Below are 11,195 nucleotides of genomic sequence, written 5' to 3'. Positions count from 1 at the left end.
ATACTGAGATTCTTTAAATTGAAAAACTCCTTTTTAGTGAAAAATAATATATTTTCAAAAGTTCGAACCTGCATAGCTTAAATTCAACATATTCTTACGATTAATGTTAAATATAATTTCACAAAAACGAGTATGTTTGTGATATGCAAGAGAACTTACAGGATATAATAAACTTACTACACGACATCAAAGGCAATGGTACGTTTGTAGTTGCTGGAACAAAGAATTTGATGATACCCGGTCTTCGAATAGATGGATTTGGAGAAGTCAGTTTCCCTATAGAAATCAACCAGATTCAATCAATAATCAATGTGTCTCATAAAGCTCCTTTTGGAAAAGGTAGTAAAACCATCTATGATGATTCGGTTCGTAATGTATGGGAAATAGATGCTGAACCCATTTCTTTTCATAATCCAGAATGGCTTCCTTTTTTAAAAACAATAGTAAATCAAACTAAAAAAGGACTTGGCTTTGAAAAACAAAATGTTGTAGAAGTCAATTTATACAAGCTTCTGATCTATGAATCAGGCAGTTTTTTCCTGTCACATAAAGATTCAGGGAATGTTTGGTACCTTAGTGATTGGATTACCTAGCAAACATACTGGAGGAGAATTGAAAATAAGCTTTAACAACAGAACTCAAATAGTTGACTTTTCAGAAGCTTATACTACTTACAAACTACCCTACACAGCCTTTTTTGCAGATTGCGAACACGAAATTAAACCTATCACATCTGGCTATAGAATCTGCCTTGTATATAATTTAGTAAACGCTAATTCCAATTCGCAAATCAATAGCCCCAAATTTAGTATCCAGCAAAATAAAATATCGGAAATCCTAACCTCCTCTAAAGAAGAATTTAAAGAATTACCTAAAGCCATTTTCTTAGGTCATGAATATACACCAGCAAACTTCTCCTTAATGAATTTAAAAGGACATGATAAACCAAGAGCAGAAGCACTATTGCATGCCGCAGAAAAAGCTGGATATTATGCACAATTGGCATTAATAACACATTATCAAAACGGTCAATTAGAAGCTGATTATGATTATTACAATAGTTATCGCAGATATGACGACGAACCGGAAGAAGATGGAACTATGGGAGAAATTTATGACGAATACACCTATATAGAACATTGGAATGGCAACAATCCCGGATTGGGATATTTAAGTATCGAAAAGAAAGATGTAATCGCTGACCTCGATCTGGGAGAAGGAGAACCAACAGAAAAAGAAGAAGAAGGTTTTACTGGTAATGCAGGAATGACCATCGAATACTGGTATCATTATGGAGCTGTTGTTTTATGGCCTAAAAGCCGACATATTTCAATACTAAAAAACAGACCTATTGAAGATCAATTGAAGTGGTTGGATTATTATATGAAGAAAAGTCATGTTCCTAATTCTGAATATACCCATGCCATAAGAGAAATCTTACTAGGGTTTTCTGAGCCTAATTTTGATATTCGGAGAAGAGATACTTTGGATTTTAGTATTCTTGCCATAGCCTTATGCTATATTAATGATAAAATAATAGCGGGTAAATTAAATAATAATCTAAGTAAGATATTTGATAATATCAGTACAGAAAGCTGGTGTTCTTTAATAAAACAGTATAGCTTTACCTTGTTTAAAAAAGTCTTTGTAGCAGTAGAAAACTCTAATAACCTATATAAAATAGGGCATCTTATACATATTTTGAGAAAGATGGCACAAGAGAGAACAGCACTTAACCCCTTACTTAAAGAACAAATAGAATATATCCCAAACTATATTAGTACTAATGATATCCATAATGTAAAAGATTCTTATTTGTATTATGAAAAGAATACTATTGGAAGAATGGAAGTGGCAACTCGTCTTGTACAAGATATTTTGCGACTTAGTACTTTTAAGAATAAAGATACTACTTGGACTGAGATTACAACAAAGAAGATCACTAAGTATTTATCTAGAAAATATCTTAATAAGGTTCTATTTAAGGCTTTATTAAATTCAAAAAACAAAACTCCATTATTTTATAACGTCAAAGAGGTTTGCATACAAGAATTATCACATAAAACGAATGAAAAACCGCAACCTCCTATTAATTGGACTAGAAAAGTTCCTAATTCAAAACGTAATCCTAAGATTTGGGAAATGTTATCTCCTTTTTTAAATTCTCCGATAGATTTTGTTTATGAATATAGGGGCAAATCAACAACTAAGACAGGAAGTAGAAAATGTAATTAAAAGTGTTACTATAGATTTAAAAACTGAAACCATAACAAAAGGAAGACCATATACTTTAAAAATTACTAAAACACAAAAAGAATACGAAAAACTACTGAAGTATTGGAATGAGGATACAATTCTTTTGGAACAGTTAAAGAAAACCTGTTAATCCTATTGTTAAAAAAAATTAATTGTGGAGATATTTGGATATCTTAAAAAAGTTTGAACTCCCATTGTATTGACAAACAACAAGTTACAATAACCATCAAAAACAAAAAACCTGTAAATATTTAATTTACAGGTTTTTATAAATTCTGTGGGCGCGAAGGGATTCGAACCCCTGACCCCTTGGGTGTAAACCAAGTGCTCTGAACCAACTGAGCTACGCGCCCTTATTATTAGGAGGTGCAAATATACTCTTGTTTTTTAATTACCAAAAGCTTTTTTGTAAAAAAATTAAATTATTTCTGCCACTACAAAAGTACTTCCTCCTATAAAAATAAAATCGTTAGATGTAGAATTTCTTAAAGCAACTTTATACGCCTCATTAACAGAACCATATACTTCACCAAACACCCCATAACCTTTTAAAGTCTTCTTAAGTTGCTCTGCATCCATCCCTCGAGGAATATCAGGTTTACAAAAATAATATGTCGCTTGCCTTGGTAATAAATGAGCAATCGATGATAAATCTTTATCACTTACAACCCCAAAAACGATATGTAAAGCCTCATGATTTTCATTAGAAATTTGATTCATCACATAAGTTAAACCTTCACTATTATGACCTGTATCACAAACCACTTTAGGCTGCTCATTTAAAACCTGCCAGCGTCCTAATAAACTTGTGTTATTTACAACACGCAACAGACCGTCTTTTATGTGTTTATCAGAAATCTTAAATCCTTTTAACCGAATTTCATTAATTGTTTCAATTGCTGTTTTAATATTTTTAGTTTGATAACTTCCTATTAAATCAGATTTATAAACGGTTTTAACATCTTGATCTGCAAATATAATTTTAGAATTATTCGCCTTTGCAATACTATTAAATACTGGCTCTGTTTCTTTTTGAGTTTCACCTATAACCACTGGAATACTAGGTTTTATAATACCCGCCTTTTCAAAAGCTATAGCTTCAAGTGTATTCCCTAAAAACTGTGTATGGTCTAATCCTATATTCGTAATTACAGATACTTCTGGAGTAATGATGTTTGTAGAGTCTAATCGGCCACCTAAACCAACTTCGATAATAGCGATATCCACCTTCTGCTTCGAAAAATAATCGAAAGCCATACCAACAGTCATCTCAAAAAAAGATAGTTGATTCGTTTCTAAAAAGCCTTTATTTTGTTTTATAAAATCAATTATAAATTGTTCACCTACAACTTGTCCGTTAATTTTAATACGTTCTTTAAAGTCTTTTAAATGAGGGGATGTATATAAACCTACTTTATAACCCGCTTCTTGTAGAATAGATGCTAACATATGGCTAGTAGAACCTTTTCCATTGGTTCCTGCTATATGAATAGATTTAAAATTACGTTCTGGAAACTCTAAATATTCAGCTAATTTTAAAGTATTTGATAAATCTTTTTTTAAAGCCGTTTTACCTTGTTTTTGATACATTGGTAGTTGCGAGAACATCCAATTAATTGTATCCTGATATGTCATTTCTTATTGTCCTAAACTAAAATTAACTTTCACAAAACCTATTTGTTTTGCTGGTGCTTTAGAGTCTGCAGGCCATTTGTGGGACATAGCTATTTTTTTTGCTGGATCCAATAAGCATCTAGAAGTATTGGTCGTGCCTTTAACACCTGGAACAGCTTCAATAACATTTCCACTTCGATTCACTATAATCTTAACAATAACCATACCTGATTCATTGCATATTTGTTTTTCCTTTTTAAAAGATGCGCGCCCTCTTCCATTTAATCCATGACCAACACCACCACTCCCAGTTCCTTTTCCTCCAAAATAACTTGGAGCATAAGGGTTACCATCTAACTGTCCTTTATCTCCTGCCTTATTATCGTTTCCTTCACTACCAGTTTCTTTTCCTTCAGATTTACTTACCCCACCTATTAAAGCATCTAACTTCTTCTTCTTTTCTTCTTTCTCTCTCTTTTCTTTAGCTTTCCTATCAGCTTCTGCTTTAGCTTTTTTGGCTTCAGCTTCTGCTATTGCTTTTGCTTCTGCAGCTTCTTTTTGCTTTTTAATAGCAATAGCCTCCGCATTATCTTGAGTCAACACATTATCCTTAACCTCAGAAGGCTTTGTTACCTCAGGTTCAGCTTGCGAAGCATCTGGCTGAGGAGGCTCCTCAACTTTTCTAGGTTCGGACTTTACTGGTTTTAATGGTTGTACTTTTCCTTTTCCAAAATTTGTGTTTCCAAAATTTACTGCAATACCATATTCTTCTGGAGTCTCAACCTCTGGTGTACTTACAACAAACAACAATAGTAAAATAATAACCGTTATTAAGGTCGTTAATTTTGCTGAATTTTTTTCGTGTTTGGTTTTTAAATACTTCATTACTCAAAAGCTTCTCGATACAATTTCGATTTTTCGAATCGAAACCACTCGAAATGACACATTAATTATTAAGGTTTTACTGCCAATATGACTTTAAATTTATTTCTATTTGCAATATCCATAACCTTTACAACATTTTCAACAGGTACAGACTTTTCAGCTCTTAAAACTATAGTTGGTTTATCTTGTGAAGATAAAGCTGCTAACAACTCATTTTCTAAGACACTTTCTCCAACTCGTTTTTGATCTACGTAATACGTTAAGTTCTTTTTTATACTCACTGCAACAGATTTTTTATTCTCTGTTTTCCCACTTGCTTTAGGCAACACAATATCAATAGCGTTGGTACTAACCAATGTAGAAGCAATCATAAAAAATATAAGCAGTAAGAATACAATATCCGTCATAGACGACATATTGAATTCTGGTGTTACTTTATTTCTTCCTCTAAAGTTCATATTATGTTGGCTCGTTTAAGTGATCTAAAAACTCTAATGAATTGGCTTCCATTTGGTATACCACCTTATCTGTTTTTACTACTAGATGGTTATATGCTATATAACCAACAATACCTACAATTAAACCTGCAACAGTTGTTGTCATGGCAGTATATAAACCACTTGCCAAAACATCCATTTGTATACTACCTCCAGCATTTGCGAGCTCATATATTGCTAATATCATCCCAACTACCGTACCAAGAAAACCTATCATAGGAGCAGCTCCAGAGATAGTTGCTAAAATACTTACGTTCTTCTCTAAACCATATATTTCTAAACGTCCTGCGTTTTCAATAGCTGTATTAATATCTGCTAATGGTTTCCCTATTCTAGAAATTCCCTTTCCTATCAATCGAGATACAGGTGTGTTAACTTGCGCACATAACATTTGAGCAGAATCAACTTTCCCATTACTAACATGGTCTTTAATTTGATTCATAAAATTAGAATCAACTTTTGAAGCTGCTTTTATAGCAAATATGCGTTCAAAATAAATATAAATAGCGCCTACTAATAATAAAAACAGAATAGCAATTATAAGCTGTCCTGCAAAACCGCCGCTACTAATTAATTCTATAATTGAAAGTGTTTTTTCAACAGATTCTTCTTCTGTAAGCACTTCTGCTCCTTCTTGTGTGTTTTGTAATAATGTATTTAGCATGAAAAAAAAATTTACTGCAATTTTATAACGTTTCTTTTTTTGTTAAAGTATAGCAAAATACTTTTAGACTCGATTCTTAAATTTCTGTAAGAATACCAATTTTATTTTTAACCTCAATAGAAAGAAGCTTTTTTTCGATTAAAATAAAGTTCTTGTAAACATAAATGCAATTGAACCGACAATGAAGCCTACAAAAGCTAACCAAGCGATCTTTTTTAAGTACCAGAAAAAATCTATTTTTTCCATCCCCATAGCCACAACTCCTGCCGCAGAACCAATAATTAACATACTACCTCCTGTTCCTGCAGAAAAAGCTATAAAATGCCATAATTCATGATCTAAAGGTTCTGAAAACATACCTAAACTAGCTGCAACTAATGGTACATTATCTATCACTGCAGATCCTACACCTAATAATAAAACCACTAAATCTGATACGCCTCCAGAATGCAATTCTGTTCCTAATTGCGGCATCGTATCTTGTAATGATTGTGCAAAACCAAATAATATCCCTAAAGATTCTAATGCCGCAACCGCCATTAATATTCCTAAGAAAAATAAGATACTTGGTAATTCAATTTTAGATAATGAATGGTGTACAGGACTATGATGTGCATGCGCATCACTTTCTTCCGAGTCAATCTCGCTCATACTAAATTTAGAACTACTGTATACCTCTGCAAAAATAGCAACAATGCCTAAAGATAGCATCATACCTACATATGGAGGTAAATGTGTAATCATTTTAAATATAGGTACAAACACAATAGCACCTAAACCTAAATAAAGCATAGTTGCACTAAATTTTGATTTCTTTTTCTTTTCCACTTCTTCTTCTAAATCTAAATCACCTTTAAAAGCTGGTAAGAACGATGCAATAAATGTTGGTACTGCCATACACAAAAATGATGGTAACAATAAGTATCCTACCAAATGCCCTGTTGTTACTTTTTTACCAATCCATAACATGGTAGTTGTAACATCTCCAATTGGAGACCAAGCTCCTCCTGCATTTGCAGCTATAATTATTAAACCAGCAAACCAAATACGAACATTTTTATCTTTTACTATTTTCTGTAGTATAGAAATTAATACAATAGTTGCTGTAAGGTTATCTATAATTGCAGATAAGATAAAAGCTAGAATAGCAAAAATCCATAAGATTTTGGACTTCTTCTTCGTTTTTATAAAATCTTTTATAGTTGAAAACCCATCGAAGTAATCAATAATTTCTACAATAGTCATAGCTCCTAACAAGAACACCAGTATTTCTGATGTTTTCCCTAAATGATGAAGAAGCGTTTCTTCCATAAGGTGCATTTTTTCTTCCGAAGGAAGTCCTCCAAAACCTTCTAATAAGGCATGTTTAGAAGAATCAAACCATTGCGGAAAGCTTTCAATCCCTAAAGCTACTAATGCCCAACAAATAGCCATCATGACCAATGCAGGTATTAATTTGTCTATTTTTATACTATGCTCTAGAGTAATGGCTAAATACCCCATTACGAATACTAAAATAATTGCTACTTCCATAAATTTAATTAATTATTATATTAATTGACTTAGTGCAAGCTCAAAAGCTGTTGCACTAATTCCTGTTTTATATTGATTTTTATTATACACGTTTTCTAAAGCCTCTTTAATTCTATTTGAGGTATCATTAAATATGGCTTCATCTGTCATTTGCACTTTGCGTTCCATGAAATAAGCAAAAACACGAGCCATACCACAATTTGAAATAAAATCTGGTATTAAACTCACCTTTTGGTCTGTGTGCTCCATAATAGAGCCAAAGAAAATTTCTTTATCGGCAAATGGCACATTAGCACCGCAAGAAATAACTTCTAAACCACTATTAATCATTTCCTCTATTTGTTTTCTTGTAATTAATCTAGATGCTGCGCATGGTGCAAAAATTTCTGTTTTTATAGACCAGATTTCCTTATTTATTTTTTCAAAAGGAATTAAAGTTTCTGCATTTAAAGTATTACCATTTTTAGCAAGAAATAATTTTTTGATATCCCCAAAAGAAAAACCATCTTCATTAATTACCCCACCAGCAATATCAATAATACCTACTATTTTAGCTCCCATTTGTGATAAATAAAAAGCTGCCGCTGCCCCTACATTTCCAAACCCTTGTATTACAACACGTTTACCTTCTACAGAGCCTCCATAAATATTATAATACTGTTTTACAGCTTCGGCTACACCAAAACCAGTAATCATATCTGCTACAGTATACTTTTTTGATACACTAGGGGAATAATCTGGGTTTTCAATAACTTTAATAACACCTTGACGTAATTGTCCAATTCTGTTTATTTTATCAGCTTCAGTAGGCATAAAATGCCCATTAAAAACCCCTTCTTGAGGGTGCCAAACACCACTTGCTTCTGTAATCGGAATAACTTCATGAATTTCATCTACATTTAAATCACCACCAGTACCATAATAGCTCTTAAGCAAAGGAGACACGACTTTATACCAACGTTCTAACACGCCTTTTTTTCTTGAATCGTTAGGATCAAAATTAATACCCGATTTTGCACCTCCAATAGCAGGGCCAGAAACTGTAAATTTAATTTCCATAGTTTTAGCTAACGATAAAACTTCATTCATATCAAGTCCTTTACGCATTCTTGTTCCTCCTCCTGCAGCACCACCACGCAATGAATTGATAACAACCCATCCTTCTGCTTCAGTTTCAGAATCCTTCCAATTAAAAACAATTTCGGGTGATTTATTCTCGTATTTTTTTAATAATTCTTTCATTTTTTATACTTTTTTTTTGATTCTTTTTTAACATATTCTATAAATATATATCTGGAAGGTATATTTAAGCGTAGCTATAGTTGAGTCATTCTAAAAAGTATTTTAAATTATTAATGTCACAAATATAAAAAACTAAAAAACCATTAAGATTAATTTTTTATTATTTTTAAGGAAGGAATATCTTACCAGAACTATGGTCTTGAATAGCACCTGTAACTGTTTTCAAACAATTAACCTCATTTCTTAATTTTAAAACTCCAAGAAACCCAAAAATTATAGCCTCTTTAAACTCTACAATTTCATTTGTTGGTATAATAAGTGCTTTTTTTGAGTGTGCTTTAAGTCTATTTATAAGATACTCATTATAAACACCTCCCCCAGTAATTAATACCGTAGCTCTATTTTTTTTATTTATTTCTGAAGCAATTTGAATAGCAATATGTTCAACACAAGTTTTTAGAATATCTTTTATTTCTAATTGAAAACGATCTATTAAAGGAAAAATAAATGTATTAACCCATTCTAAGCCTAGCGATTTAGGATATACTTCTTCATAAAAATCTAAAGCATTTAAAGCCTCTAGTAATTCATCATTTAAAATACCAGTTGAGGCAATACCTCCTTTATCATCATAATTAACCTCTAAAGTTTTTACATAATGATTCAATACAATATTTACCGGACAAATATCATAAGCTATTCGAGACGTATTAATTTTAGTAGAAATATTTGCAAAACCACCTAAGTTTAAACAAAAATCATATTTAGAAAACAACAATTCATCTCCAATAGGCACTAATGGCGCACCTTGACCACCATACTCAACATCTTGCACTCTAAAATCGCAAACCAACTGCTCATTTAATAATTTAGCAAGCTTAGGTCTATTTCCTATTTGATAAGTTATTTTTTTTTCTGGCTGGTGTAACGCTGTATGTCCATGCGAACAGACTAAATCAATACTATCTATATTATTTTTAACGATGAAATTTTTAATAATAATTGCCAGATAATCTGTATAAGCTTCGTCTATCTTTTGTAATTCTTCAAAAGAACAAGACACTAAACCTTTTAAAGTATCATACCATTTTTGAGTATAGCTCACAGTCTCTGCACAAATAACCTCAAAATGCCATGTATTATCTATATAAAATTTAACTTCTACTAAATCTATTCCGTCTAAAGACGTTCCAGACATCACCCCTATAACACTGTATTCTTTTTTTTTCATTTCGTAGCAAAAATAGCAATCCTAATTGAAAAATTTACACTAAAAAGCTATATTTGCGAATATTCATTCATCAAATCAACATTATATTTAAGAATTATGGATTTTAACCTTTCAGAAGAACACATTATGATTCGCGATGCTGCTCGCGATTTTGCACAAACAGAATTACTACCAGGTGTTATTGAACGTGATGAAAAACAACACTTTCCTAATGAATTGGTAAAAAAAATGGGAGACTTAGGTTTTCTTGGCATTATGGTAGACCCAAAATATGGTGGAAGTGGTATGGATACTATTTCTTATGTTTTAATTATGGAAGAACTATCAAAAATAGACGCCTCTGCATCTGTAATAGTATCTGTAAATAACTCATTAGTTTGTTATGGTATAGAAGCTTATGGCTCTGAAGAACAAAAACAAAAATATTTAACAAAATTAGCTACAGGCGAATTTATTGGAGCCTTTTGTTTAAGTGAACCCGAAGCTGGTAGCGATGCCACTTCACAAAAAACAACAGCCATAGATAAAGGCGATCACTACATTATTAATGGCACAAAAAACTGGATAACCAACGGTGGTCGAGCAGACGTATATTTAGTCATTGCCCAAACAGATAGAGATAAAGGACACCGTGGCATAAATGCCTTTATTATTGAAAAAGGTGCAGAAGGATTTCACATAGGTCCTAAAGAAGATAAATTAGGAATCCGAGGAAGCGACACACACACACTTCAATTTAACGATGTAAAAGTACCAAAAGAAAATAGGATTGGAGAAGATGGCTTTGGCTTTAAATTTGCTATGAAAACTCTTTCTGGAGGTCGTATAGGTATAGCAGCTCAAGCCTTAGGCATAGCATCGGGCGCTTACGAATTAGCTTTAAAATACTCAAAAGAACGAAAAGCCTTTGGTACAGAAATTTGCAACCATCAAGCCATAGCTTTCAAACTAGCAGATATGATTACAGACATTGAAGCTTCAAGACACTTGGTAATGAAAGCAGCATGGGACAAAGACCAAGGCAATAGTTATGATTTCTCTAGCGCTATGGCAAAATTATATGCCTCTAAAACAGCTATGGAACACACTGTCGAAGCTGTACAAATACATGGAGGTAATGGTTTTGTAAAAGAATATCATGTAGAACGCTTAATGCGTGATGCTAAAATCACACAAATTTACGAAGGAACTTCAGAAATTCAAAAAATTGTAATATCTAGAAATGTTTTAAAGGATTAAAGTATTACTTTTGTTGCCTCAAAAAGGACTATTA

10 protein-coding genes and 1 tRNA gene are annotated in these 11,195 nt (G+C 32.3%); 3 read left to right on the top strand and 8 right to left on the bottom strand.

The genetic code is table 11. The features are described 5' to 3' along the window. Nucleotides 1-230 precede the first annotated feature (230 nt). Nucleotides 231-593, top strand: coding sequence for a hypothetical protein (locus A8C32_RS10310; protein WP_123803389.1), 363 nt, complete (start codon nucleotides 231-233; stop codon nucleotides 591-593). Continuing rightward, nucleotides 562-2,235, top strand: a complete 1,674-nt coding sequence (locus tag A8C32_RS10305; RefSeq protein ID WP_069830348.1) for a hypothetical protein — start codon at nucleotides 562-564, stop codon at nucleotides 2,233-2,235. Before A8C32_RS10310 ends, A8C32_RS10305 begins: the two co-directional genes overlap by 32 nt. 299 nt (nucleotides 2,236-2,534) lie before the next feature. Here the strand turns inward: A8C32_RS10305 and A8C32_RS10295 are convergent. The 8 genes from A8C32_RS10295 to A8C32_RS10260 form a co-directional block, all read right to left on the bottom strand. Continuing rightward, nucleotides 2,535-2,609: transfer RNA gene (locus tag A8C32_RS10295), tRNA-Val, on the bottom strand. Between the two features lie 64 nt (nucleotides 2,610-2,673). Further along, on the bottom strand, nucleotides 2,674-3,891 hold the full coding sequence (locus A8C32_RS10290) for a bifunctional folylpolyglutamate synthase/dihydrofolate synthase (protein ID WP_069830346.1): 1,218 nt from the start codon (nucleotides 3,889-3,891) through the stop codon (nucleotides 2,674-2,676). A 3-nt stretch (nucleotides 3,892-3,894) separates the two neighbouring features. Beyond that, nucleotides 3,895-4,755, bottom strand: a complete 861-nt coding sequence (locus tag A8C32_RS10285; RefSeq protein ID WP_069830345.1) for an energy transducer TonB — start codon at nucleotides 4,753-4,755, stop codon at nucleotides 3,895-3,897. A 68-nt stretch (nucleotides 4,756-4,823) separates the two neighbouring features. Further along, nucleotides 4,824-5,213, bottom strand: a complete 390-nt coding sequence (locus A8C32_RS10280) for an ExbD/TolR family protein (RefSeq protein ID WP_069830344.1) — start codon at nucleotides 5,211-5,213, stop codon at nucleotides 4,824-4,826. Nucleotide 5,214: 1 nt separating this feature from the next. Continuing rightward, a complete protein-coding gene (locus tag A8C32_RS10275; protein WP_069830343.1) occupies nucleotides 5,215-5,916 on the bottom strand; it encodes a MotA/TolQ/ExbB proton channel family protein in 702 nt (233 codons plus the stop codon). A 138-nt stretch (nucleotides 5,917-6,054) separates the two neighbouring features. Further along, a complete protein-coding gene (gene nhaD, locus A8C32_RS10270; protein ID WP_069830342.1) occupies nucleotides 6,055-7,449 on the bottom strand; it encodes a sodium:proton antiporter NhaD in 1,395 nt (464 codons plus the stop codon). A gap of 15 nt (nucleotides 7,450-7,464) precedes the next feature. Next, nucleotides 7,465-8,691 (bottom strand): Glu/Leu/Phe/Val dehydrogenase dimerization domain-containing protein, encoded by a 1,227-nt coding sequence (locus A8C32_RS10265; RefSeq protein WP_069830341.1) that lies wholly within the window; start codon nucleotides 8,689-8,691, stop codon nucleotides 7,465-7,467. A gap of 166 nt (nucleotides 8,692-8,857) precedes the next feature. Next, nucleotides 8,858-9,922 carry an anhydro-N-acetylmuramic acid kinase gene (locus A8C32_RS10260; RefSeq protein ID WP_069830340.1) on the bottom strand — a complete coding sequence of 355 codons (1,065 nt, stop codon included), beginning with the start codon at nucleotides 9,920-9,922 and terminating at the stop codon, nucleotides 8,858-8,860. Nucleotides 9,923-10,018: 96 nt separating this feature from the next. Here A8C32_RS10260 and A8C32_RS10255 point away from each other — a divergent pair, with 96 nt between their 5' ends. After that, the gene (locus A8C32_RS10255; RefSeq protein WP_069830339.1) at nucleotides 10,019-11,161 is read left to right on the top strand and encodes an acyl-CoA dehydrogenase; all 1,143 of its coding nucleotides are present in this window, start codon (nucleotides 10,019-10,021) and stop codon (nucleotides 11,159-11,161) included. The last annotated feature ends 34 nt before the right edge of the window (nucleotides 11,162-11,195 follow it).

This window comes from Flavivirga aquatica (genome assembly GCF_001747085.1).
Lineage (GTDB): Bacteria > Bacteroidota > Bacteroidia > Flavobacteriales > Flavobacteriaceae > Algibacter_C > Algibacter_C aquatica.
Note: the sequence above shows the minus strand (reverse complement) of the source record. Positions and strands in the feature narration are given on the sequence as shown.

Excerpts from the sequence above, each read along its gene's own strand:
- A8C32_RS10310 (WP_123803389.1), top strand. The coding sequence starts at position 231 with ATGATACCCGGTCTTCGAATAGATGGATTTGGAGAAGTCAGTTTCCCT.
- A8C32_RS10305 (WP_069830348.1), top strand. The coding sequence starts at position 562 with ATGTTTGGTACCTTAGTGATTGGATTACCTAGCAAACATACTGGAGGA.
- A8C32_RS10290 (WP_069830346.1), bottom strand. The coding sequence starts at position 3,891 with ATGACATATCAGGATACAATTAATTGGATGTTCTCGCAACTACCAATG.
- A8C32_RS10285 (WP_069830345.1), bottom strand. The coding sequence starts at position 4,755 with ATGAAGTATTTAAAAACCAAACACGAAAAAAATTCAGCAAAATTAACG.
- A8C32_RS10280 (WP_069830344.1), bottom strand. The coding sequence starts at position 5,213 with ATGAACTTTAGAGGAAGAAATAAAGTAACACCAGAATTCAATATGTCG.
- A8C32_RS10275 (WP_069830343.1), bottom strand. The coding sequence starts at position 5,916 with ATGCTAAATACATTATTACAAAACACACAAGAAGGAGCAGAAGTGCTT.
- nhaD (WP_069830342.1), bottom strand. The coding sequence starts at position 7,449 with ATGGAAGTAGCAATTATTTTAGTATTCGTAATGGGGTATTTAGCCATT.
- A8C32_RS10265 (WP_069830341.1), bottom strand. The coding sequence starts at position 8,691 with ATGAAAGAATTATTAAAAAAATACGAGAATAAATCACCCGAAATTGTT.
- A8C32_RS10260 (WP_069830340.1), bottom strand. The coding sequence starts at position 9,922 with ATGAAAAAAAAAGAATACAGTGTTATAGGGGTGATGTCTGGAACGTCT.
- A8C32_RS10255 (WP_069830339.1), top strand. The coding sequence starts at position 10,019 with ATGGATTTTAACCTTTCAGAAGAACACATTATGATTCGCGATGCTGCT.